Origin of the sequence: Providencia sp. M-27 (assembly GCF_011077905.1) — a bacterium.
Lineage (GTDB): Bacteria > Pseudomonadota > Gammaproteobacteria > Enterobacterales > Enterobacteriaceae > Providencia > Providencia huaxiensis.
Map to the genome: position 1 here is coordinate 1 of NZ_JAALBT010000011.1, position 22,144 is coordinate 22,144.

The 22,144-nt window shown below is 38.1% G+C and carries 26 protein-coding genes; 18 read left to right on the forward strand and 8 right to left on the reverse strand.

All coding sequences use genetic code 11. From position 1 onward, the window contains the following. Window positions 1-19: 19 nt before the first annotated feature. Both G6Q48_RS15205 and G6Q48_RS15210 read right to left on the reverse strand, forming a co-directional pair. A complete protein-coding gene (locus G6Q48_RS15205; protein WP_166267376.1) occupies window positions 20-1,612 on the reverse strand; it encodes a DUF4139 domain-containing protein in 1,593 nt (530 codons plus the stop codon). Between the two features lie 248 nt (window positions 1,613-1,860). Continuing rightward, a complete protein-coding gene (locus G6Q48_RS15210; RefSeq protein ID WP_102138585.1) occupies window positions 1,861-2,982 on the reverse strand; it encodes a ribosomal protein uL16 3-hydroxylase in 1,122 nt (373 codons plus the stop codon). Window positions 2,983-3,593: 611 nt separating this feature from the next. On the opposite strand from G6Q48_RS15210, the gene G6Q48_RS22260 reads away from it, so the two are divergent. From G6Q48_RS22260 to G6Q48_RS15240, 7 genes are read left to right on the forward strand one after another with little or no spacing between them, the layout of a single operon-like run. After that, window positions 3,594-4,175, forward strand: a complete 582-nt coding sequence (locus G6Q48_RS22260; RefSeq protein ID WP_242685821.1) for a CBASS oligonucleotide cyclase — start codon at window positions 3,594-3,596, stop codon at window positions 4,173-4,175. A gap of 32 nt (window positions 4,176-4,207) precedes the next feature. Next, window positions 4,208-4,543 (forward strand): hypothetical protein, encoded by a 336-nt coding sequence (locus G6Q48_RS22825; protein ID WP_242685822.1) that lies wholly within the window; start codon window positions 4,208-4,210, stop codon window positions 4,541-4,543. Then, entirely contained in the window at window positions 4,540-5,031 is a 492-nt protein-coding gene (locus G6Q48_RS15220) for an HORMA-1 domain-containing protein (RefSeq protein ID WP_166267378.1), read from the forward strand. The genes G6Q48_RS22825 and G6Q48_RS15220 overlap by 4 nt, the downstream gene beginning before the upstream one ends. Beyond that, complete coding sequence (locus G6Q48_RS15225) at window positions 5,028-5,930, forward strand: AAA family ATPase (protein ID WP_207393044.1); 903 nt, start codon at window positions 5,028-5,030, stop codon at window positions 5,928-5,930. The genes G6Q48_RS15220 and G6Q48_RS15225 overlap by 4 nt, the downstream gene beginning before the upstream one ends. Before the next feature lies 1 nt (window position 5,931). Continuing rightward, window positions 5,932-7,098 carry a hypothetical protein gene (locus tag G6Q48_RS15230; RefSeq protein ID WP_166267380.1) on the forward strand — a complete coding sequence of 389 codons (1,167 nt, stop codon included), beginning with the start codon at window positions 5,932-5,934 and terminating at the stop codon, window positions 7,096-7,098. Then, the gene (locus G6Q48_RS15235) at window positions 7,095-7,637 is read left to right on the forward strand and encodes a 3'-5' exonuclease (protein WP_166267382.1); all 543 of its coding nucleotides are present in this window, start codon (window positions 7,095-7,097) and stop codon (window positions 7,635-7,637) included. The genes G6Q48_RS15230 and G6Q48_RS15235 overlap by 4 nt, the downstream gene beginning before the upstream one ends. Before the next feature lie 21 nt (window positions 7,638-7,658). Beyond that, window positions 7,659-8,273 carry a hypothetical protein gene (locus tag G6Q48_RS15240; RefSeq protein WP_166267384.1) on the forward strand — a complete coding sequence of 205 codons (615 nt, stop codon included), beginning with the start codon at window positions 7,659-7,661 and terminating at the stop codon, window positions 8,271-8,273. A 74-nt stretch (window positions 8,274-8,347) separates the two neighbouring features. Here G6Q48_RS15240 and G6Q48_RS15245 read toward each other — a convergent pair whose 3' ends face one another. Beyond that, the gene (locus G6Q48_RS15245) at window positions 8,348-9,748 is read right to left on the reverse strand and encodes an ISNCY family transposase (protein WP_166267386.1); all 1,401 of its coding nucleotides are present in this window, start codon (window positions 9,746-9,748) and stop codon (window positions 8,348-8,350) included. A gap of 285 nt (window positions 9,749-10,033) precedes the next feature. Between G6Q48_RS15245 and G6Q48_RS15250 the strand changes: the two genes are divergently transcribed. The 10 genes from G6Q48_RS15250 to G6Q48_RS15295 all read left to right on the forward strand — a co-directional run bounded on the left by G6Q48_RS15250 (window position 10,034) and on the right by G6Q48_RS15295 (window position 18,074). Further along, a complete protein-coding gene (locus G6Q48_RS15250; protein ID WP_102138573.1) occupies window positions 10,034-10,312 on the forward strand; it encodes a VF530 family DNA-binding protein in 279 nt (92 codons plus the stop codon). 712 nt (window positions 10,313-11,024) lie between these two features. Next, entirely contained in the window at window positions 11,025-11,591 is a 567-nt protein-coding gene (locus tag G6Q48_RS15255; RefSeq protein WP_102138572.1) for a fimbrial protein, read from the forward strand. A gap of 73 nt (window positions 11,592-11,664) precedes the next feature. Then, window positions 11,665-12,117 carry a FimD/PapC N-terminal domain-containing protein gene (locus tag G6Q48_RS22270; RefSeq protein ID WP_242685823.1) on the forward strand — a complete coding sequence of 151 codons (453 nt, stop codon included), beginning with the start codon at window positions 11,665-11,667 and terminating at the stop codon, window positions 12,115-12,117. Window positions 12,118-12,134: 17 nt separating this feature from the next. Further along, window positions 12,135-14,195 (forward strand): fimbria/pilus outer membrane usher protein, encoded by a 2,061-nt coding sequence (locus tag G6Q48_RS15260; protein WP_242685824.1) that lies wholly within the window; start codon window positions 12,135-12,137, stop codon window positions 14,193-14,195. 26 nt (window positions 14,196-14,221) lie between these two features. After that, window positions 14,222-14,956: a fimbria/pilus periplasmic chaperone gene (locus tag G6Q48_RS15265; RefSeq protein ID WP_311136308.1), complete on the forward strand. Its 735-nt coding sequence runs from the start codon at window positions 14,222-14,224 to the stop codon at window positions 14,954-14,956. A gap of 27 nt (window positions 14,957-14,983) precedes the next feature. Beyond that, a complete protein-coding gene (locus G6Q48_RS15270) occupies window positions 14,984-15,466 on the forward strand; it encodes a fimbrial protein (RefSeq protein WP_166267388.1) in 483 nt (160 codons plus the stop codon). Between the two features lie 10 nt (window positions 15,467-15,476). Further along, window positions 15,477-15,980: a fimbrial protein gene (locus tag G6Q48_RS15275; protein WP_102138570.1), complete on the forward strand. Its 504-nt coding sequence runs from the start codon at window positions 15,477-15,479 to the stop codon at window positions 15,978-15,980. Continuing rightward, on the forward strand, window positions 15,977-16,492 hold the full coding sequence (locus G6Q48_RS15280) for a fimbrial protein (RefSeq protein WP_166267390.1): 516 nt from the start codon (window positions 15,977-15,979) through the stop codon (window positions 16,490-16,492). Before G6Q48_RS15275 ends, G6Q48_RS15280 begins: the two co-directional genes overlap by 4 nt. 19 nt (window positions 16,493-16,511) lie before the next feature. Further along, entirely contained in the window at window positions 16,512-17,366 is an 855-nt protein-coding gene (locus tag G6Q48_RS15285) for an MrpH family fimbial adhesin (RefSeq protein ID WP_102138722.1), read from the forward strand. Between the two features lie 243 nt (window positions 17,367-17,609). Further along, a complete protein-coding gene (locus G6Q48_RS15295; protein WP_242685825.1) occupies window positions 17,610-18,074 on the forward strand; it encodes a GntR family transcriptional regulator in 465 nt (154 codons plus the stop codon). Between the two features lie 24 nt (window positions 18,075-18,098). Here the strand turns inward: G6Q48_RS15295 and G6Q48_RS15300 are convergent, their stop codons facing one another. Beyond that, on the reverse strand, window positions 18,099-18,632 hold the full coding sequence (locus G6Q48_RS15300) for a beta/gamma crystallin-related protein (RefSeq protein ID WP_102138564.1): 534 nt from the start codon (window positions 18,630-18,632) through the stop codon (window positions 18,099-18,101). A gap of 82 nt (window positions 18,633-18,714) precedes the next feature. After that, on the reverse strand, window positions 18,715-18,978 hold the full coding sequence (locus G6Q48_RS15305) for a DUF3811 domain-containing protein (protein ID WP_102138563.1): 264 nt from the start codon (window positions 18,976-18,978) through the stop codon (window positions 18,715-18,717). A gap of 156 nt (window positions 18,979-19,134) precedes the next feature. Between G6Q48_RS15305 and mnmH the strand changes: the two genes are divergently transcribed. Continuing rightward, window positions 19,135-20,223, forward strand: coding sequence for a tRNA 2-selenouridine(34) synthase MnmH (gene mnmH, locus G6Q48_RS15310; RefSeq protein ID WP_166267392.1), 1,089 nt, complete (start codon window positions 19,135-19,137; stop codon window positions 20,221-20,223). A gap of 83 nt (window positions 20,224-20,306) precedes the next feature. Here mnmH and G6Q48_RS15315 read toward each other — a convergent pair whose 3' ends face one another. The 3 genes from G6Q48_RS15315 to G6Q48_RS15325 all read right to left on the reverse strand — a co-directional run bounded on the left by G6Q48_RS15315 (window position 20,307) and on the right by G6Q48_RS15325 (window position 22,101). After that, window positions 20,307-20,960: a LysE family transporter gene (locus tag G6Q48_RS15315; RefSeq protein ID WP_102138561.1), complete on the reverse strand. Its 654-nt coding sequence runs from the start codon at window positions 20,958-20,960 to the stop codon at window positions 20,307-20,309. A 106-nt stretch (window positions 20,961-21,066) separates the two neighbouring features. Then, a complete protein-coding gene (locus G6Q48_RS15320) occupies window positions 21,067-21,531 on the reverse strand; it encodes a YaiI/YqxD family protein (RefSeq protein ID WP_102138560.1) in 465 nt (154 codons plus the stop codon). A 78-nt stretch (window positions 21,532-21,609) separates the two neighbouring features. Continuing rightward, the gene (locus G6Q48_RS15325; RefSeq protein WP_166267394.1) at window positions 21,610-22,101 is read right to left on the reverse strand and encodes a GNAT family N-acetyltransferase; all 492 of its coding nucleotides are present in this window, start codon (window positions 22,099-22,101) and stop codon (window positions 21,610-21,612) included. Between the last annotated feature and the right edge of the window lie 43 nt (window positions 22,102-22,144).

Here is a 22,144-nt window from a genome sequence, read left to right on the forward strand (position 1 = left end):
GTCTATTAATATTATTAAACTATATATCGGCTGTAGTCCTTGATATCAAAGGGCTACAAGCAAACTTTGGACTTTTCGATGAAATGGGCACACAACCCCTATTGGTAACCGCATTTTTATCCTCTATTGCAGACACTTTTATATCGCTGTCCTCACTCACTGGAATTTGGTCATAAACAGTCAATTCAATGGGTTTCGTATGCATGTTTTTTACTTTGACCAAGTAACTTTCTGTTTGTTGAATAGTCGACCCCATAAAACTCGGTTTTTTCTTCATCTTTTCATTTGATTCACGAGAGACTTGAATACTCTTATCAACACCAAAAGGAACGCTCAATGTGTCAACCAATTGATTGGCATTGACTATAAAATTGCCTACATACGTATTTCCATAATATACATTAGCATTTCCATTCAATAAGTTAAGTGATTGCCAATCTTCAATATTCGCTTGTAAGAATACTTCTTCAGTCAATTTTGGCGTGGCAGTATACTTGTATTTTACATCAATATTTTGTTGTTTAATGGTGAGCGAATTCGGTTTGATCGTGCTTTTCAGGGAGTAAGGCAGGGCAATTTGGTAATTTAAATTGACACCATTGTTAGATGTAGTTACAAAATCTGAAACACCTGAATTTATTGTTTTTTTCTCACTGACACTGCTTTCTTCATACATTGCTATTGGCGCTGCTGGCATTTTCATTCGAGCCTGGCGTGCTATTTGAGCGTTATTATCATAAACGGACAAGCGCCAAGGCTGTAAGACAGAAGGCGTGATATTTTTAGACGGGTTAATCGTTGAAAGTGTTAAATTAACTTTATCCCAATCAATGCCTGTATTTTGCACTATGTCCGCTTTGTACGTTAAAACAATAGGGGATTGCGAATTCAGGCTGCGGATATCGTAACTTGGAGACCAAGCCGCATCAGGTGTTAAATAAGAAATTTGCAACTCTGCTGTCACCGGTTTTTGCGCATCGATAGACAAGACAATTTGGGTCTGTTCACCAATTGAAGAGGGCATTTTTTCATCAATTTTTGCCTGCAATAACGTAGCTTTTTCTTGTAGTTCAACTAATTCCAACTGGTTTTTTTGTTGCTCTTGTAAAATATTAGACATCTGCTGACGAATAAAATTTAATTTCTGGGCTGATTCTTCTAGGGTTTTCGCTGTATTTTCCCCAAAAAAGCGGTGATCTTTCAATAAATTTAATTGTTCTTCACCGACTTTAATTGCAATATTCAATGTCTCTATCTGCTGGCTTAATTGTTTTTTCTGATCCAAAAGTTCAGCAATAGCCATTGGATAATTAGCTTCTGTTGCTATATTTTGGATATTAACGGAGCGAATAACCACATCATCCTGTTCAAGATCAATCGATAGCGTACGCGGGTCAATATTACTTGCGATATTGGTGAGGATGACCGAGTTCGCCCCCTTATTAAGTGACAGTGTCACGGTGTTATCTAATTCAGCACCACGTAAAAATACGGTTGCGTGATTTAGCTTAACATCTTTATTTAGTTTAGTTTCAGCATCAGCACGCACGTGTTGAGAAGCCAAAAGTGTTGCGAATAATAAGCCGCTGACTAGCCGAGTAGAAACTGTCATTTTTAACTCCGAACATTAGTACCACTAAGTAAGATAATGACTAAAACTAGCCTATTTGACTTTTATTAGATAACAGATAAAACCTAAAAACTGGCAAAAGCACAAGGACCGAAGGGATAAACTTGGTTAATGGGTTTTTCTTTCTTTTTACCTGTAGAAATTTCTGAAATCTGAAAGAGATATTTTTCTAGGTGGGCCGAGACAAAACACCCATTAGCAGGTGTTTTATCTTGTTGGGCAGGTGCGACTTATTCTTCGAAATACCAATATCCTTGATTGATAAATTCGGTTAATTGCGCGATAAAAGCAGGGCTCTCCAGTGCTTCACCGAGTTCATTGATGCCGACTTCCGTAAGCTGGCACAATGCATCTGCACCCTTTGTTTCTGTGGTAATCCAGCCTTCCGAATTCACAAAAAAGTGCTCATTGATACGCATCACTCGCAAGCCGCTCAGTCGGATCAGTTTTTGACCGTCATTTAACACACTTAGCACTTCTTCCGGTTGATATGGCGGATCTGAGGGTGCAATATCCAGCTCATGACGTAGAGTCGTTGCAAAACGGCCTAACCACTGTTCAAAATCATCCGGCTTGTTGATCATTTCAATCATCATGGCTCGTAGACGTTCAACCTCATGAGGTTCCATGGTACCTGTATTTTCAGTCACCGTGAGGTCAGGATCGCCATAATTTATGCCACCCAAATCCTGTTCCAGCGCATAGTCTGCAAAACTGCTCAGCAGATCACGACCAGTCGGCCCGCGAAAGCCGACAGAATAGTTCATGGTATCTTCGAAAGTGAAACCATCGTGAGGGAATCCCGGCGGAATATACAGAATATCTCCTGGTGCCATTTCCACGTCAATAATCGGTTCAAATGGGTCGACATGTAATAATGCCGGATGTGAGCAGAACTGACGCATCGGTAGGGCATCGCCCACACGCCAGCGGCGGCGTCCCATACCTTGTATGATAAAAACATCATAGTTATCAATATGAGGCCCAACACCACCTTCAGGCACTGAATAGGAGATCATCAAATCATCAAGACGCCACTCGGGCAGTACACGAAACGGTTTCACTAGTTCGGCCGCTGGTATATGCCAATGGTTGACCGCTTGCACCAATAGTGACCATCCTTTTTCGCCTAGTTCGCTGAAATCTTCAAACGGGCCGTGACTCGCTTCCCATTTATTATCAATAAAGCTGACTAGGCGGCTGTCAACTTCCGACTCCATGGCCAAGCCAGCCAGTTCATCCGGTGTGATAGGGTCGACAAAATCAGGAAATGCATTTTTCAATACAACGGGTTTTTTCTGCCAGTATTTTTCTAAAAATTCAGGCCAGTTAAGATTCAGTTTGTAAGCCATGTGACCACATCTATATGAGTAAATTAGCCTGTAATTATAGAAGCAATACACCGTCATGTTCTTGTTTGGTATCAAACGTCGGTCAATAACTTTTGTGGGAATACCTGTAGCATATTACCAGAATTCATTGGCTATCTTATGGCTCATAGAATTCATTGAAAAACGAAAGATTTATGAAATCAAACTGAGTTTAGAACCCAAAAAGAACCAACACGATTAACCAGCCAGAACGCTGGTTTTCTTCATTTCACACTTATGTCAAGGCTCGATAGGAATGTCTAGTCGCTGGCTCATTAGGAATGACCAAATTTTGAAAATATTGTTTTGCACTGTGTGCGGACATGGCACATATCTACCCATGTGCCTAAATTCAGTAAATTCCTTCGAAACAATAAGGTCTGTTCATTAATAATGATAAAGTATGTATTTCAATAGTTTCAAACTGAATACTTTATTTTATAGGGACATTGAACGGGTGACTGAGTTTATGTTCTCAGTAATTTTTGCGTTGCTTACCTTGAAAACAAACAAATCGACACTATATTGCCTATAGCCTTTTAAAAAGCATGGTCATCAGTTTTATTTTGATTAACGCCAACTAAGGATAAAATATGCCGCTAAGTAATACGGAGCTTCGCTATTATGATAGTAATATACTAAGACTTCCCTCTGAGAAACGAACTGAATACCATGCCCAGGTTGATCGCCTGATAACTGAACTAAAAAAATCTGTCAAAGATCAGAATGAGATAAAAATAACTCGGGTTGTAAAGGCTGGTTCCTTTGCAAAATTTACTATTTTACGTAAGACACATGAAGATCCCGTTGACGTAGATATCGTTTTTTATATCTCAGATAAGGATGCTAATCAAGAGACTCTCTCTAGCCTCAGCGAAAAAATCTTCAATGCTCTAGTTAAACTTTATCCTAATAAATCTGTTGAAGACTTCCAGCTTCAGCGTAAAGCAGCTACTGTGACTTTTATAAAATCAGGGCTGAATGTTGATGTTGTTCCTGTGATTGAAGATACTGACAAAGTCGGATATGGGTGGCAGTTTGATATTCATGAAGGAACAAAACTTCATACTTGTGCTCCATGCCAAATACAATTTATTCGTGATCGAAAAAATACAGACAATGACTTTAGAACACTAGTCCGACTGGCAAAAAATGGCGAAATCATGCTGGTCTGACACACCTGAAATCATTTGCTATTGAACTTATCATGGCCTACTTACTTGATAAAGATGGAAAAGAAGGAAGTATCGAAAGCCGCTTCCGAAAATTTCTCCTTTATATTGCCCAGTCAGGGTTGAAAGAGAAAATTTATTTCCCTGAAAATGGGAATGATATTCCTGACTTTCCAGATCCCGTTGTAATTATTGATCCAGTTTGCGTAACCAATAATGTTGCTAGCCGCCTGACTGAAGCTGAAAGGGTGGAGATTGTAAATGCGGCAGCCGAAGCCTGGGAAGTTGCTCATCATGCTTCAGTTGAGGATGATCTAGCTATTTGGAAAGAACTCTTTGGACCCCGTTTAAAAGTAAGGAATGAAGCATGAGTCAGTCATTTTCGTCTACCGAATCATACTCAGTAGCGGATGTACAAAACGTGATGCGACGAGTAACTGCCGACTTTATTATGATTGCAGAAAGTACAAAAGCAGTGGATATTGAGCAAGTCAAAAAATGGGCGCACGATGTAGAGTTATTAGCCTGTAACGGGTACCTTAAACATGTAGATTTGACTCTGTTGAGTGATGGAAAAGAAATCCGAGCAACCCGCTATGTTGTAAATTCAGAAGCCGGGGAGCTACAGGCTAGCAGACCCGGAGGGGTACTTTGGCCGACAGTACCAGCACCTTTCTTAAGGATCGTCATATCTTATACAAGTGCCTACGATAAAACAGCGAGGGAGAAGCTAAGACCTAAACTTAAGATCGGTTGGACTCCTACCTCGGCAGATACATCTCACTCTTCACTTAGTTCAACAAAGGGGCGAGACTACGAAAGTAATGGATATGGCATAGAAAGGAAAGATTTTTCATGATGACTCAAAATAATAAAATTTTTGATAGCGAGATACCGTTACCAGACGATAATCTACTTTCTAGACAAAATACATTGCTCGGTTTTGAAACTCGATATGAAAAAATCCACAACCAGTTACGTCTATTACTGAATCTGGGGAAACTGGAAGCCTGGGGTATGAAGTTTCATCAGAATAATTTACCCATCTGTAGCCTTGTATCAGACCAATACCCGCTCGTTATCTTTCATGGAGATGTGGGTACTGGAAAAACTGCAACAGCTGAATGTATAGCAAATATGCTTGCCAAAGATTCTAGAGCGGAAGATTCCATTCTCTTTAAAATCAGTAACAGAGTTCGGGGAAGTGGCAAAGTCGGTGAGATGGGCACTCTCATAAACCAGGCATTTGCAGAAGTGATAAAGTCTGCGGGGAAAAATCGCCGTGGCATACTGATAATTGATGAAGGTGATTCACTTGCTTCATCACGAACACAAGAGCATAGCCATCATGAAGATAAGGTTGCGGTGAACACCCTTATTCAATGTATTGACGATCTTAGAAAATATCAGGGGCGTATAGTCGTTTTCCTGTGTACTAACCGCTTATCCGTACTTGACGCAGCCCTTATCCGCCGTGCCGCTGTTGTAGAAGAGTTTTCTCGTCCAAGCGATGCGGAGCGACTGGCGCTATTTGATATGGATTTACAAGGTTTAAGTTTATCACCTCAGCAAAAGGGTGTTCTAGTTAAGGCTACAGGTCCGAATGAAGGAAAACCCGGATGGACATTTTCCGACATTCGTACACGATTATATCCGGCTGCACTGGCAAAAGCTTTTCCGGATAAGCCTTTATCGTACGAGATTATCCTTCAGACAGCCCTCTCACTAAAACCATCACCTGTTATGGAGGATCGGTAACATGCCTGGTCACTTTTTGTCTGGAAGGCGAATTCATATTACGGGCAGCATTCCGGAGCAAATAGAGCTTGCATCTAGTGAAGAGGTGGACAAAGCCCGGGCGTTTATTACCCACCTCGTTCGAGAGTTAGTCCGTCAGGGGGCAAATTTTGTTATTCCTGTTGATGCCGAAAAATTTCGCTCCAGTGACAACAAACCTATATGTTTTGATTGGTTAGTCTGGAGTGAAGTTATAAAAAATCTTCATCATCGGCCTTCAGGGGCCATTGGCCCGCTTATTATAGCTGTCAAACACCATAAAAATGAAGATCAAATTCCCGAAGAATACATTGAACAATGGGATGAATATCGGGGGACCTCACACGTCAGAATTGAAAGTGCAGCCCACTGGAACATGGCCAGTAAAAGGATGGAGATACAGTCCCGATCAGGTGATGTGCTAATTACCATCGGTGGGAGTGAGGGAGTGTTGTTTCTATCAAATCTTTATCATGATGCTGGTAAACCAGTTATCCCTCTCAATTTCAATATTGGGGCAAATAACACAGGCTCCCGTAAAATTTTTGAGTATGCTTTGGCAAGCTCGCATTCAGAGAGGCTCTTTAAAACAGAAGACGACCGCTCGTCTCATGACTGGATTAATTTGCTAGATTTTCCTAACCGTAAAAGCTCTCAAGAACGTGCTGAGACCGTCATACAACTTCTAAAGAGCCTTACGCCACCAACTGCATTTTTTGTTTGTTTAATGAATCGGACACATGAAGATCACACAGCGGTGAAGAACTACTTTGATTGCGTGATTAAACCCGTTATGGAGAATGAATTGGGGTATCGTATGGTCATTGTTGATGGTAGCCAAGGTTATGAGCATGCAAACGTTAACCAAGAAGTCTTTGAACGCCTTCACAGAAGCCGGGTGGTGATTGCAGATCTTACGGGTTCAAGACCGAACTGCTTCCTTGAACTGGGATATGCATTAGGAAGAGGGCATACCACAATGATACTAGCCAAGGAAGGGACTCCGTTGCCGTTTGATATTCAGACTGTATCAGCCCACATGTGGAAAGATGAAGGTATGATTGAAGACAAAAAGCGTGAATTCCTTGCACACTGGAATTCAATTAAATCCCGCTCTACAATAGTCTCAATGGAGACATTAATGCCATGACAATAAAAAAAGAAATTTTCATCTCTGTTGATATAGAAGCCTCTGGCCCGGTACCAGGGAAATATAGTTTGCTCAGTATTGGAGCATGTCTGGTATCTGATACGGATGTGAGCTTCTCATGCGAACTCAAACCAACAACACCCGAATTTATTCCTGCTGCACTCGAAATAACTGGACTTACCCTGGAAGAACTGGAGGACAGAGGGCTTCCACCAGAGGAGGCAATGCTGGCTTTTAAACAGTGGATAAACCAGGTGACGTCGCCAGATGATATACCTATCTTTGTTGGCCTAAATGCCCCCTTTGACTGGTCGTTTATTAACTATTATTTTCACTTTTACCTTGGAGAAAATCCATTTGGCTTTAGCGCACTTGATATTAAAGCATTGTTTATGGGCCGATTGACAACGTCATGGTCCGAAAGTAGATCATCTCATATGACGAAAGTACTTAATGTACCGATGACAGCTAATCATAACGCTCTTAAGGATGCAATATTTCAGGCTAATTTGTTCAGAGCGATTATAAAATTAAAATAACTTAAAAAGATTGAGGTTGTCATGCAGAACCAAGAACTGCTGGTTGAGCATTATCATAAAACTTATGATCTAACGTTTTCAGTATGGGAAAGTAGAAATCGGTCTCTGCTTATTTTGCTAGCTGTTGTCGGTTTTTCAACACTATTAACCTTCAACGTTTCTGAAGCACAACCCTTACTTGTTGATATTATTGCGAAATTATGCGGAATTGCGAGTGACGTTCGGATTAAGGAACTCAGAGAAAGCTTTCCCTATGGTGTTATACAAAGTATATTCATAATAGTAGTTTTTTATCTTACAATAAACCTTTACCATAAAACCTGTTTTATAAGACGTAATTATAAATACTTAAGTGATCTTGAAACTGATATAAGATCAGCATTAAATCTACCGATTGGCAGCGTAAGTTTTACACGGGAAGGGGATTTCTATAATAAGAATCGCACATGTTCTTCTTTTATTACAGGCCTGAGTTACGTCCTCATTTTAGGTGTACTATTATTCTCTTTTCTCGGAATGCGTCTTGTAAATGATTGGCATTCTCAAGATTATTTTATCCTCGCTATAGACACAAGTTTAACATTGGGAATATCATATTTCTTCATTGTATATACATTTCTTTCACTAAAAAAGTAATCCTCTGTAAAATAATTATGTATTCACCAGCAATTAATCAAAACATATTGAGTGTATTCATCTAGTTGTGAAATTTATTTTTTACCAAAGATCTCCTTTGAACGCCCTTGAAGTTTAACGAGGGCTTCTAACATATCATTTTGATCGATAGAGCGCTGGGATTTTTTGCCTTGCGCTTTTTCTTTGCGTCGTGACGGCCCATTTCCAGCTGGCACAGATTGTGAGCGCCGGTTATCTCTCTTATCATCGACAACTGTTTTAATGAGTTCGAGAGTTCGACCAAGCCGTTTATTGTCCACAATAGCACCTTGGTCAACATCAGATAGCCGGTCATATGTGATAAAGGGAAGGGGGATGCCGTTCAATCGCAGTTCTTTACTTTCGTCAGGATAGTGATACACATCGATATATTTACCAATAGCTTGCCGACTATGTTCAGTATCTTCAATTAGATAAATAATCTTATCATATTGAACAGTAAGATTTTTAGAGACTTTTCTGTACTCTCTGATTGTAAGAATGGTATCCAAATCCTCATCTTGTTCTAGAGGTCGATGTACATCATATTCATGACGAGGAAGCTTGCCAAAGCGATGATTATAATCAGCCATAAACTCATCAGTGAATGCATTTGCAGACTCGATTGAACTGATTTTCTTAAGGCGAAACTCTTTAACCAAGCGATCTTGAAGTGTGCTATGCGCACGTTCAACCCGGCCTTTTGCTTGACTGGTTTCTGCACAAATAGTTTGAATACTTAACTCATGCATAGCCCGACCAAACTGAGTATGACCATCGCCACCTATAGCATTTTTGTTATTAATTCTAAATATGCCAGCTTTATCGCTGTAAAATGCCAACGGTTTTCCATGCCTTTCAATATAACGCCGAGTGGCATTAAAGTATGTAAATGTGGATTCAGCCTGGACAAAAAGGAGCTCCATGATTTTACTCGTCGCATCATCAACATAGACTAATGCTGTGCATTTTGGACCACGTCCTTCAAACCAATCATGGTCACAGCCATCAATCTGGATCAATTCACCGGTACAAGGGCGTCGATACCGTGGTTGGTGAATTTTTGGGGCTCGCATTTTTCTCGGGATCCATAGACCTGTACGGATCATCAGCCTACGAAGTGTTTCTTTACCAATAGTCAGCCCATGTATTTCTTCTAGTTTTTCACGCGCTAATGTAGGGCCAAAATCATGGTAGTTTTTCTTAACGATATCCACAATTTGGTCAGTGAATGATTTTGGCAATAAACGGTTACTCGGATTGCCTCGAGCAATGTTATTCATACCTAAAGGGCCATGCTCACGGTAGCGTTTTATCAGTCGGCTACAATGGCGTGGTGTAATGCCGAGTACCACGGCCGCACGACCTGGAGTCATTTTACGATCAATGACATCTTGTAGAACTTTAATGCGGTTTAATTCTTTCAACGTGAATAGTCCTGAGCTTTCTGCACTCATGGCCATTTCTCCGGGAAATATCCTTTTTCTTTCCCCACGTCGAAAAAAGAAAGGTTAACCCCATAGATAAATATAGTGCAGACATTTAGATTGAGCCAGGAATAGACATTAGCATTGAGCCTCTACAACTTAAGTTCGCATAATGCATATTATGTTAAATAGAATATCAGAGCAAAAATAGACCTTGCTCGTTCAGTCATTGCTAACACCCTATTGACTTAGATTGGTATTCAGCTTATTTATATGCGCTTAATAATAACCTGCCTATGCTTCGGATGTGCCGTAATGAGTGAATATAAATCAAAAGACCCTTTACATGGGGTTACACTAGAAATGCAAGTTAATGCATTGGTTGATAGATACGGTTGGAGCCAACTTGGACGCATTATAAAAATAAACTGTTTTAACAAAGATCCAAGTATTAAATCTAGCTTAAAGTTTCTTCGTCGCACACCATGGGCAAGAACTGAAGTTGAGTTACTCTATTTGGATATGATAGAAAACAACTCGATTGATAATACGGGAGCATATTCTAATGACCCATGGTGTAATTCGCGACGTTAAAAGCAAAGATAATTATACCAACGAGTCTCACTCCAAACGGGATATTAGTGACCTCGCCTCATCAAGGTGATCTTCACTAATAAATTTTTTTGGTTATTTATGATGATGCTCACATGCAATTAGGTAATAATACTTATTACAATTTCAAATTAATTGAAAATTAAGTTATAACCATAGGCTTCGATTTCTCTATCATTAAGAAATGTCTTATATTTAGGAATGAAAGCTGTACCGGAAATATGAATTAATTCCCTTCAAAAAAATCACCTACACTTAATACCTATTCTTCGCGTATTAATCATTACTACTACTCAACACAATTACCTTTATCGATTTCATTTCCAGCAATTGCATTACTCAAAATTGCAGTAATAAATATAAATTTCATATTGAAACTGTAACAAAATGAAAGTAAGTACTTTCCACTATTAAAAAATTTAAATTTTAAAACATTTATAAAAATAATTAACAATTTGATTTAAAATATAATTTTAATTCACACTGGATATTTTTTAGAAGAAATGAATAATAACCTATCAAAAAATACAATTTTAATAGGAGACACTGCCTTTACTTAGCATTGGTGTATGTATACTATTTATACATACCGATTAGCCAAATGATAGTTATTAATTCTATTCTTTCCCTGATTAAAGAGATGATTCTATATTTTATTAAAATCCATTTTTTATATTTACTAGAGGAATTACCTATGAAACTTACAAAGTCAGTTATAAGTATAGCATTGACAAGTTTAATAAGCTTTAGTGCTTTTTCTGCTCCTATTAATCATGGTAGTGGTAAAGTTACATTCACCGGAAGTATTATTAGTGCCCCCTGCTCTATTGATCCAGCATCATTAGACCAAACAGTAGATTTAGGCCAGGTTGCTGATTCTGTATTAAGTAATAATGGCAAATCAGATGGTCAATCTTCACCAGTAATGTTTGATATTAAATTAATTGATTGTACGTTAGAAACTGAGCAATCCGTTAATGTCACTTTTAGCGGTGCCGCTGCAACAAATGATCCAAAGTCATTATTAGCAATTACTGGAACGGCTTCAGGTGCAGGAATTCAAATAGTAGATAGCAATAACTCACCTATCGTTTTAAATGAAACCACTAATTCTAGTCATAAATTACAAGAGCAAACGAACACATTGCAGTTTGCGGCATACGTTAAAGGTTTAGGTACTCCAACGGGTCAACAAGGTCCAGTGGAAATTGTACCTGGCGAGTTCCAAGCAGTAACAGATTTCGTGCTTTCATATAATTAATTTAATTATCGATAGCAATAAGCTGAGGTAATGACAACTCGTTGCCTCAGCTTAATAAGATAAAGGCATTAGAATGAAGAAAAATAACATGATATTTTCTGTGCTTTTTGAAAAAAATTACGCTGCTATTATGAAAAAAGTAATTTTGTCATTTATCATATTACACAGTTTCATCTCATTTGCGGATGAAGATGATATTCAATTCAACATTAATATTTTGAATGCCGAAGATAGAGAAAACATCAACTTAGCGGTATTCTCTCGTGATTTATATATTGTTCCTGGCGTTTATCCGTTAAAAATTTATATCAATAACACACACTTGCCCGAAGAAAAAATCCATATTGTAAGCTTAGATGGTGAAAAATCAGAAGCTTGCTTAACCCCTGATATTGTTGAAAAATTCAACCTCAATAAATCAGCATTAAGTTCATTGGAATGGCAAAAAGTCGATGAGCTAACCTGCTTATCCATAGCGAGCTTATCGGGAATGACTGCAAACCTGAGCTATCAAATAACTCATTAACAATCAATATTCCCAAAATGTACCAAGAGTATTCAACATTTGATTGGGAGCCTGCCTCACGCTGGGAAGATGGTATCACTGGCGTTATTTCGGATTACAGCTTGACATCGCAATATAATCATAGCCTTGGCAACAACTATACAAACGATGCAATATATCTTTCAGGGTTAGGTGTTATTGGCGCTAATTTAAATAGTTGGCGAATTCGTGGGCACTGGCAAGGAACCTATAACCATATTCAAACCAATAAAGCTGATGATTTAAAAGAGCTAAAGTGGAATAATATTTATGCATACCGTGCAGTAAGAGGCTTAAAAGCAAAACTAATTGTTGGTGAAGATTATTTACAGTCCGATTTGTTTGATAGCTTTAAATATACAGGTATAGCTCTGCGATCTGATGACAATATGCTTCCACCCAATCTACGCTCTTATGCTCCAGAAGTCACTGGCTTTGCAGAAACAAATGCGATTGTTAAAATCAGCCAAGATGGGCGCATTATTTATGAAAGTCTAGTACCCGCAGGGCCATTTAGAATTCAAAGCCTGAATAGTGGTATTTCAGGAACCTTACAAGTAGTAGTTGAAGAAAGTGATGGGCGCATCTCGGAATTCGAAGTTGAAGCGACAAATGTCCCCTTTTTGTCTCGCCCCGGAACGATTCGTTATAAAATAAGTACAGGTAGACCAACAGATTTAAGGCACCATGTTGATGGCGACCTATTTGCGCAGAGTGAAATATCTTTGGGGGTAAATAATGGTTGGTCTCTTTTTGGGGGAGCAATAAATAGTCATGACTACAATGCTTTTTCTATTGGTATTGGTCGCGACTTATCTCAATTTGGTGCAGTATCAACCTCTTTAACTCAATCTATTTCATCAATAAATTCTGAATCAACACATAAAGGGAAATCGATTAAAATCGATTATTATAAAAGCATTCAAGAACAAAATAGCCAGTTGATGTTATCGACACAGAGAGTCATTGACCGTGAGTTTATGACCATGGCAGACTTCATTAATTATAATAATGACCACGAATTTATTTACACTGGCTTTAATAAAAACTTGTATACCGCTTCAATGAGTAAAAATTTTACTGATTGGCGTTCATCGATGAATTTAAGCTATAACCACCAGACTTATTGGAATAGGCCAAATAGTCATCGATATAACCTAACATTTTCAAAGTACTCAGATACCGATATGTTTAGTAATGTCGGCCTATCCATTAATATTTTTAGCAGTAAAATGCAGAGTTACCGTGATAACGGTGCATACATGAGTATTTCAGTTCCTTTCTCCAGTGGAACAAACATTAACTACTCAACGTATAACGGAAAGAATGACAATACAAATAAACTGACCGCAAATACCCGAATTGATACAAAAAATAACGCTTCTCTCAGTGTCGGTAACAACAGGCATAGTGCTTTACTTAGTGGATATTATTCCCATAAAGGGAACAATACTGATTTTAATTCAAGTTTTAACTATATTAGTAATAGTTCAATAAATGTTTCATCGACATTGCAAGGTGGAATTACATTAACAAGTTATGGATCTGGTTTCCACCCTATCACTGCATTAGGCGGAACCCGTATTATTGTTGATACAAACGGTGTTAAAGACGTTCCTATTAAATATAATGGTAGCCATATACGTTCCAATTATTTTGGCACAGCAATTGTGCCTGATTTAAATAGCTACTATAAAAGTAACTTAGTTATCGATATTAACCAACTCCCTAAGAATGTTGAAGTTGCTGAATCAGTAACACAATCGACGTTAACAGAGGGTGCAATTGGTTACCGCAACTTTGATGTCATATATGGTTTAAAATTAATGACTGTAGTACGACTAAAAGATGGTAGCTATCCACCTTTTGCCTCAGATATTAAGAATAAAGATGGAAAGGTTACTGGTATTATTGGTGACCAAGGTGAGGCATATATTGGAGGGATCCGTGCTGGAGAGACAATGAATGTTTCATGGCAAGGTTCTGAGTGTGTAATTCAATTTCCAGAAAATATTGAAGAACACAATGTTTATGACAAATTATTATTATCCTGTAATTAATAAAAACTCATTGAAGGTAATCAATCATGATGAAAAAAATATCCGTTTTTTTATTAAGTAGTTTAATGGCAGCTCAGGCGTATTCAGCTATTTCAATGGACAGAACCAGAATTATTTTTGATGGAAATAATAACTCAGTGTCATTAACTGTAAGTAACAAAAACCCTCAGTTACCTTATTTAGCCCAAGGGTGGCTACAGGATGCTAAAGGTGACAAACTCACATCTTACTTCACTATATTACCACCCATCCAACGTATAAACGCAGGACAAACAAGTCAACTACGTATTGAATCTTTACCTGATATAGGCAAATTACCTCAGGATAGAGAAAGTTTATTTTTCTTTAATTTACGAGAAATTCCACCAACAAGTAAAAAAAGTAATGTATTACAAATTGCACTTCAAACACGAGTCAAATTATTTTATCGCCCTGCTTCACTAGTCATGGATTCAACCGAAATGAGAAATTCTCCATGGCAAAACAAGCTTATCTTGATTAAAAAAAGTGATGGTGTTTATGCAAAAAACCCAACACCCTACTTTATTATTTTAAATAGCATTAAAAAGAGCCAATCGGCAGAAAAATTAGCGGGTTTTACAGTAACCGATGTCGAACCTTTTGCAGAGAAAAAATTATCAATTAGTGCCGAACAACTCGGAACAGCCCCTATTATTAATTATATCAACGACTATGGTGGCCAAGTCTATTTACCCTATAACTGTTCAGCAACCCAATGCCAAACACAACAAATAAAGTAATATTCTTTACAAAAGATGGGTAACATAATGTTTAAAATATCAAAGTTTCTATGCTTCAGTTTATTGTTATTTATATCGCTCTATGCATGGGCTGATGGCAAATTTGTAACAGTAAAAGTGAATGTGTTATCCGGTGGTTGTGTTTTAAACGATAATGAAGCAATTTTTGTGGATTTTGGTGATGATATTGTCATATCTCAAATAGATTCTGAGAAGTACATAGAAGTCATTGATTATGACTTATATTGCGATTCTAATTTTGATGAACTATATCTCATTTTTGATGGTGTTCAAGGTGAAACAGCAAACAGCCTTGATGTCGCAGATACACCTGGGCTTAATATCAAATTATTTATTGATAATAAACCTATGGTGATAGGAAGTCGTTATTACATAGATAATGACTCAAACTTACCTGCCTTAACTGCTGAATTAGCATTAGCAAATGGAATTCGACCTGTTGGTGGCGAGTTTTCTACGGCCGCGACACTTACTGTGGGATACCACTAGGATATTTATTATGAGAACAAGACACTTTTTATTACCGTTATTTATCATCGTAATAAATACGGCATCGGCAGTACCCGTTAATTTTAGTGGGCGTTTAATTGAGGGCGTGCCTTGTGTTATCAACAATAACCGCCCTATTGATATTGATTTTGGGGATGACTTAGTTGTAGCTCTCGTGCCCACAAAAGATGGGAAAACCTACATTCAAGACATTGATTTTGAATGGGAATGCAATGGAATTTCGTCTGGAACTGATGTCATTTTTAGCTTTGATGGGGCGCCCTCTGATTTTGACAAAGACCTATTAGCAATTAATGAGCAAGATGATATCGCATTACAACTTTATCAAGGTTCTAATTCATTAAAGATAAATTCAGATTTTTCATATACTTATCATTCAGATCACGATACGCCAGACCTAAAAGCCAGCTTAGTGAAGAGCAGTTCAAGCTCAGCACGTGTACACGCAGGAGCATTTACTGCAAATGCCACACTAACGGTAGCATACCAATGAAAAAACAAGTATTTACCCTACTGTGTTTTTTAACGGCAAATATCGTATCAGCCGACCAAGTTAATTTTTCAGGTGTACTGAGGAATGCCATACCCTGCAATATTAATAGTGACTCCGATTTAATTGTACCTTTTAATGAAATCAGTGATAAAGATCTCTACAAAAAAAAAGATGTCATGCAACCATTTGATATCACTCTCTCTGATTGTGAATATTTACCTGACTTCTCCTACTCGATGGCTTTCACTGGAATCGAAAACTCTAATATCAAAGGTGCTGTAGCAATTGATAGCGATAACGGAAGTGCAGGCTATGGCATCAAATTAATGAATGAGCATGGTGAAGTACAATTAAATGAACATTATCCATTACAAATAGATACTAAAAATGGTTTTCCCACCATCATTGCCTTTAAAGCCTATATTTTAGCTGAAGAGGACGCTATTAATAATAAAAGTATTCAGCTTGGTGACTTCACAGCTACAACAACTTTTAATATTTATTATGAATAACACATTTTATAAGAATATTATGAAAAAATTTATTTTTGCTATTTTACTGCTTGTTTCACCTTTAAAAGGTGCTCATGCCGAATTTGCTGCTCAAGGTGAGTTCGTTGCTGATTATGGTGCATGGATCGAAGCTAGGTATATTCTACGTGGTGATCTAGAACATGATAATCGTCCAATGGCCATGCAGGCTTCTGGTTCCTGCCCTTGTGACATTGAACTCGGTTCATGGGGAACCTATGCTGATGGTAGCTATGGTGCAGGAAACTCGCACATTGTCAGTTTTGATACCCATTCCGTTAGATTGACTGAAAGAAATTCCTGGGATGAAAAACCCGTCACCTTTAGCGAGGTTGCCAGAGCGCTAGAAAAAGGCAATTTATTGAATAGAAAAATACAAGGCCGTTGGCAGTTTTACCCAAGAAAGCCAGGAGTAGGCTTCTGTTTTAATTTAGGGATCTTATATCGACAAAAGATGCAAATAGCACAAACAGCGAACAATCCAATTATCTTGTGCTCTCCATTAACTCCAACTAATATTAACTGTAACATTGAAGGGCCTGATTATTTAGATCATGGCACATTATCTAATAGCTCACTAAATGGTAATAAGGTATCTACTGATTTTCGAGTGAGCTGTACAGAAACAACAGATGTAAAAATTACAGCGATAGCTGGGCTTGATGGCGATAATGTTATATTTATTGCCGATGGCCTGGAATCAGAAATTAATATTGATGGTTCTCCTGAAACAACGCTACATGTTGATGCATTTAGCCAAAAACAGTTTCAGGTTTCTAGCCAATTAATTAAAACAAAAGATATTCCACCAAATGAATATTCAGGAATATTCCTTTTATCTGTTGAAATACCATAATCAATAAATGAAGAAAAGCGGCTAACAGAACGTTGCCGCTTGATAATACAGCAAAAAATTTTAATTCTCTATAAGAAAGTCCTTTCTCATCGGGACAAATATATCTAATATTTCCCCGCTCTCTAAACATTCACATTGGTGTTTTTCATTAGATGGAATATAAATAACATCACCACTATTGACTCTATTTTCTATTGAACCAACACGGTAATTAAATGAGCCAGATACGATATAACTCATCGTATGGCTCCAGTTTCGGAAGAACGCCTTGATGAGCTTATCGAAGTACGGGTCTTATTAGAATTACATGCTATTAGAAGGTTTATTTCTCAGAAAAAGCATTTAGATAAGCAATGCATTGACGAACTAACCGAATGTATTAACCAAATGACCAAAGCTGCGACACTCGAGGATAACTATCTTTTCTCCCTCAGTGATGTCCATTTTCACCGTACATTGTGTGAACTAAGCGGCAATAAAACATTAACGTCGTTATGGGAAAATGTAGCAAAACAGCTCACTATTATTATTGGCATATCAACATTCACTAAGCCAATGGAAGAAATTACCCAAGAACACCATGTGTTGCTGGATAAAATTTGTACGGGTGATTTACCACTTTTAGAAAAAGAAATTAAAGAGCATATCCGCAATCAAAATAAAAAAGTTAATTTCAATCAGGCCGTCGATAAAAAAAGAGAGCAATAAGGCCAGACACACTGGCCTTTGACGTTATTGCCGTTTAATAATTTTAATTGAGCGGGTTTTTTGGCTATAGCCCAATGTATTGTGCGAACCACCCATTTCGGTATGGTATTTGCCAGTATAATTATCGCCTTCGTAAAAACGTACCATCCAGCCATCAGGGATAGTATAAGAAGCTATTTTATCTGCGAAATGGTGGCGGGAAAGATACGGAATATCATCAAATACTTCAATATAATCGCCCTTTTGCCACGATTTAGCGTAGACAATCAGACTTTCTTCAATATATTGATCACCAAACGATAATTTGCTGGTACTGCATTTTGCATCTTGAGCTTTACAGAAAATACTGCCTTGCCCTTGTCCTAATTCACAACGCCGAGAGGTTTTGTGTCGCGCAGTTTGTTCAGACATTGCAGCTTCTGCATAGAAATTAGAAAAAGGAGATAAAGCGCAAACATGCACAACAACAGAATCATTACGGGATGGTTTCCCATGATAATTGGATTTTGCGACAGTTAAGCTACTGAATAACAATAATAATAACGCAATCTTTTTCATTTTTGAGGTCTTTAAATGATTTGAATGGCATAAAATTACAATTCCTTAATACAAATCACTAGCGGAACACTCTGATTAAAAATTAGCGATACCCTCTTTTGTGATTTTGAGAAGACCAACTGTAACTTGCATCACTAGGAACTAATTTATCTTTTTTCTTTTCTGCGCGTAATTTTTTCGCTTGTTTTTCGACTTCTTGAGATATTTCGGTAATAATTTGTTTTCTTACCTTGCTCTGCTCGGAATTTGTTAATTCACGGCCAAGTTTTTTCCTTTCTTGTGCGAGCCTAGTACGTACTTGGATTTTTTGAGTTTCGGTCATCTCTTGAATCGTTAGCATCTTCATAGTATTACCCCTTACTCACATTAAAATACCTACCAACAATATATCATCATTAAGTAGTAAAATACTAACCATCCTTTTAAACCTAACATTAATGCTAAGCAATGGGATTAAGAGTATAGTAATCCTATTGCAACTTTAAAGAATCTCGCTGTTATTATGGAATTAACCACTTCTTCGCAAAATATTCGCCAAATTTTAATCACTGACACACTACTCATCGATGTCAGAGCGCCTATCGAATTTCAGCAAGGGTCAATGCCTAATGCCATTAACCTGCCTTTGATGAATGATGATGAGCGCGCTGCAGTCGGTACATGCTATAAACAACAAGGTTCAGCGAAAGCCGTTGAACTAGGCCACCAGCTTGTCGGTGGAGACATTAAAATGGCTCGGGTCACTGCGTGGAAAGAGGCCTGTAAAAAAAATACTCATGGCTATATTTGCTGTGCGCGTGGAGGAATGCGGTCACATATCGTGCAATCGTGGTTAAAAGAGGTGGATATTGAATATCCTCTCATCAACGGTGGTTATAAGACATTACGACAAACAGCAATTGATGCTGTCAATGAATTGGTGCAACGCCCTATCATTTTAGTGGGCGGCTGTACAGGTAATGGTAAAACCACCCTAGTTCATCACTTAGCAAACGGAATTGATTTAGAAGGTCTTGCGCATCATCGGGGTTCTTCGTTTGGCCGTACGTTACAACAGCAGTATTCACAGGCCACTTTTGAAAATTATTTAGCGGTCAGCTTATTGAAAAAAGCTCAACATTGCCAACGCTGGGTACTGGAGGATGAAGGGCGTGCCATTGGGGCAAATAGCCTACCTCTTGAACTACGTACACAAATGGAAAAAGCGCCCATCGCTATTATTGACGACCCTTTTGAACTACGTCTTGAGCGTTTAAAATATGAATACTTTGACCGTATGACTCAAGACTTTTTAGCGGCTTTTGGTTTTGAACGCGGTTGGCAGGAATATAGCGACTACCTGCACCATGGTTTGTCTGCCATTCGTAAACGTTTAGGATCACAACGTACAATCGAATTGACTCATTTACTTGAGCTTGCTTTAGCGGACCAGAAAATAACTGGCGATACCCGAACACATTTTTCGTGGTTAGTCCCATTGTTGAATGAGTATTACGACCCAATGTATCGCTATCAGTTGAGTAAAAAACAGCAGCGCATCGTCTTTCGCGGTAATTATCAAGAAGTTGAACATTGGTTAACCCATCAATAATCAGTCATTTTTCTACTGTGAATAGCTTCATTTTATTGGGTTTGAGGCTATTTTATTGATTAATGGATCTATCATTAATCAATTTAGAACGGTGATTTTTTTATAACCAGTTCGCTGACACCTTGGTAAATCAGCCTTGTTGCCAATGCCCCTAAAATTACCCCAACGCCTTTACCGACAACTTTATGAACCCGTGAATAAGTTCTACGCACAGAAGTTAAAGAAAATGTTTGGCATAAAATAATTCGCCAAATTAATGACGCAATAACAATACCCATCCAAATGACTAACTTGGCCCATAGTGGTGTTGAAGGCGAAATAGTCGTCGAGAAAATACTCATAAAAAATAAAACCGTTTGTGGGTTTGATAAATCAGAAATCAAGCCCCGCCTAAAATAGACACCTGAAGGAAAACGTTCCATGGTATTTTCGGTGGACAGATTGAGTTGCGTTTTATTAGTGAACACACTTACTGCATAATAAAGTAAATATAAGCCACCAAGGATCTTAATGATTGAAAATAATGAGCCGAATTCCGCCATTAATGTGACCAGACCAAATAAGCCGAGCCCTGAATAAATGGCATTGCCTAACACCACGCCATAACCACAAGTTAACCCCGCTTTTTTACCTGAGCTCAATGTGGTTTGTACCACAATAAACAAATTTGCCCCAGGATTAAAAAAGGTCAGTATAAATAAGAAAAGTGTGATGATAATGCTGTGTAATGGGTCCATCATTTTTCTTCAAAAAATTTAAGGTTACCCATTATAGACACGGTATAGAGTGTAATTCTGTTTTGCTATGCACATTTTCTGAGCTTCAATCAGAAAATGTGCCGACCTATGATGACGCTAATGCTTTTTTACGTTGTAACAGCCACTTATCTAACTCATTGGCAAATTGCTGCCTGTCTTTCTGGTTTAAACTTGCGGGCCCTCCCGTTTGGATGCCACTGGCTCTCATCGTATCCATAAAGTCACGAATATTAAGACGCTCACGAATAGTCGCTTCGCTATAACGTTCCCCTCGAGGATTTAATGCATTCGCGCCTTTTTCCATAACCTCTGCGGCTAAAGGGATATCGGCTGTGATCACTAAGTCATCTTTTTGAGCTCGCAATACAATTTCATTATCCGCGACATCAAAGCCCGCGGGCACCTGCAAAGTTTTTAAAAAAGGTGATGGTGGTACCGTTAAACGCTGGTTTGCAACAAATGTTATTTGCACTTTTTCTCTATCTGCCGCACGGTATAAAACTTCTTTAATTACTTTTGGACATGCATCCGCATCAACCCAAATTATCATTATGACTTCCCAAATAGTGATTATATATAATGAAATATGATACCAGATAACAAAATCACAGGCTTAAGAAAATAGATTTTACAGTTTCATCACCATTTCATGCCACGTCATTCCGCCATGGTCAGATTCTGACGGTTTAACATATTGGTAGCCAAAATGCTTATACAGATCGATATGACGTTCTTTGCACATTAGATGAATTGTTTCTTTATTCATTTCTCTCATAGAATTGATAAACACTTTCATCAGTAAAGATGAATACCCTTTACCTTGGTATTTGGGATGTACTACCACTGACATAATGACGACATTTGGAGCTTGTGGGTCATGTCCAATAAGCTCTTTAAATTCTTCATCGGACATCATAACGTCCCATGCACAACCTGAATTAATAAAGCCAATCACTTCCCCTGCTAATTCCATACATAAAAAACCATCTGGATATTGTTGGATCCGCGTTGCTATCTTTTCTTTTGTTGCGGCTTCATCCCCTTCATAGGATCCGACTTCAATCGCATAACAACGGTCGACATCATCAAGTGTAGCGGCACGAAAGACAGGAGAATGCATTAGATTACCTCATTAAATTATTTTTTATGATTTTATCACTACA

Excerpts from the sequence above, each read along its gene's own strand:
- G6Q48_RS15205 (WP_166267376.1), bottom strand. The coding sequence starts at position 1,612 with ATGACAGTTTCTACTCGGCTAGTCAGCGGCTTATTATTCGCAACACTT.
- G6Q48_RS15210 (WP_102138585.1), bottom strand. The coding sequence starts at position 2,982 with ATGGCTTACAAACTGAATCTTAACTGGCCTGAATTTTTAGAAAAATAC.
- G6Q48_RS22260 (WP_242685821.1), top strand. The coding sequence starts at position 3,594 with ATGCCGCTAAGTAATACGGAGCTTCGCTATTATGATAGTAATATACTA.
- G6Q48_RS22825 (WP_242685822.1), top strand. The coding sequence starts at position 4,208 with ATGGCCTACTTACTTGATAAAGATGGAAAAGAAGGAAGTATCGAAAGC.
- G6Q48_RS15220 (WP_166267378.1), top strand. The coding sequence starts at position 4,540 with ATGAGTCAGTCATTTTCGTCTACCGAATCATACTCAGTAGCGGATGTA.
- G6Q48_RS15225 (WP_207393044.1), top strand. The coding sequence starts at position 5,028 with ATGATGACTCAAAATAATAAAATTTTTGATAGCGAGATACCGTTACCA.
- G6Q48_RS15230 (WP_166267380.1), top strand. The coding sequence starts at position 5,932 with ATGCCTGGTCACTTTTTGTCTGGAAGGCGAATTCATATTACGGGCAGC.
- G6Q48_RS15235 (WP_166267382.1), top strand. The coding sequence starts at position 7,095 with ATGACAATAAAAAAAGAAATTTTCATCTCTGTTGATATAGAAGCCTCT.
- G6Q48_RS15240 (WP_166267384.1), top strand. The coding sequence starts at position 7,659 with ATGCAGAACCAAGAACTGCTGGTTGAGCATTATCATAAAACTTATGAT.
- G6Q48_RS15245 (WP_166267386.1), bottom strand. The coding sequence starts at position 9,748 with ATGAGTGCAGAAAGCTCAGGACTATTCACGTTGAAAGAATTAAACCGC.
- G6Q48_RS15250 (WP_102138573.1), top strand. The coding sequence starts at position 10,034 with ATGAGTGAATATAAATCAAAAGACCCTTTACATGGGGTTACACTAGAA.
- G6Q48_RS15255 (WP_102138572.1), top strand. The coding sequence starts at position 11,025 with ATGAAACTTACAAAGTCAGTTATAAGTATAGCATTGACAAGTTTAATA.
- G6Q48_RS22270 (WP_242685823.1), top strand. The coding sequence starts at position 11,665 with ATGAAGAAAAATAACATGATATTTTCTGTGCTTTTTGAAAAAAATTAC.
- G6Q48_RS15260 (WP_242685824.1), top strand. The coding sequence starts at position 12,135 with ATGTACCAAGAGTATTCAACATTTGATTGGGAGCCTGCCTCACGCTGG.
- G6Q48_RS15265 (WP_311136308.1), top strand. The coding sequence starts at position 14,222 with ATGATGAAAAAAATATCCGTTTTTTTATTAAGTAGTTTAATGGCAGCT.
- G6Q48_RS15270 (WP_166267388.1), top strand. The coding sequence starts at position 14,984 with ATGTTTAAAATATCAAAGTTTCTATGCTTCAGTTTATTGTTATTTATA.
- G6Q48_RS15275 (WP_102138570.1), top strand. The coding sequence starts at position 15,477 with ATGAGAACAAGACACTTTTTATTACCGTTATTTATCATCGTAATAAAT.
- G6Q48_RS15280 (WP_166267390.1), top strand. The coding sequence starts at position 15,977 with ATGAAAAAACAAGTATTTACCCTACTGTGTTTTTTAACGGCAAATATC.
- G6Q48_RS15285 (WP_102138722.1), top strand. The coding sequence starts at position 16,512 with ATGAAAAAATTTATTTTTGCTATTTTACTGCTTGTTTCACCTTTAAAA.
- G6Q48_RS15295 (WP_242685825.1), top strand. The coding sequence starts at position 17,610 with ATGGCTCCAGTTTCGGAAGAACGCCTTGATGAGCTTATCGAAGTACGG.
- G6Q48_RS15300 (WP_102138564.1), bottom strand. The coding sequence starts at position 18,632 with ATGAAAAAGATTGCGTTATTATTATTGTTATTCAGTAGCTTAACTGTC.
- G6Q48_RS15305 (WP_102138563.1), bottom strand. The coding sequence starts at position 18,978 with ATGAAGATGCTAACGATTCAAGAGATGACCGAAACTCAAAAAATCCAA.
- mnmH (WP_166267392.1), top strand. The coding sequence starts at position 19,135 with ATGGAATTAACCACTTCTTCGCAAAATATTCGCCAAATTTTAATCACT.
- G6Q48_RS15315 (WP_102138561.1), bottom strand. The coding sequence starts at position 20,960 with ATGGACCCATTACACAGCATTATCATCACACTTTTCTTATTTATACTG.
- G6Q48_RS15320 (WP_102138560.1), bottom strand. The coding sequence starts at position 21,531 with ATGATAATTTGGGTTGATGCGGATGCATGTCCAAAAGTAATTAAAGAA.
- G6Q48_RS15325 (WP_166267394.1), bottom strand. The coding sequence starts at position 22,101 with ATGCATTCTCCTGTCTTTCGTGCCGCTACACTTGATGATGTCGACCGT.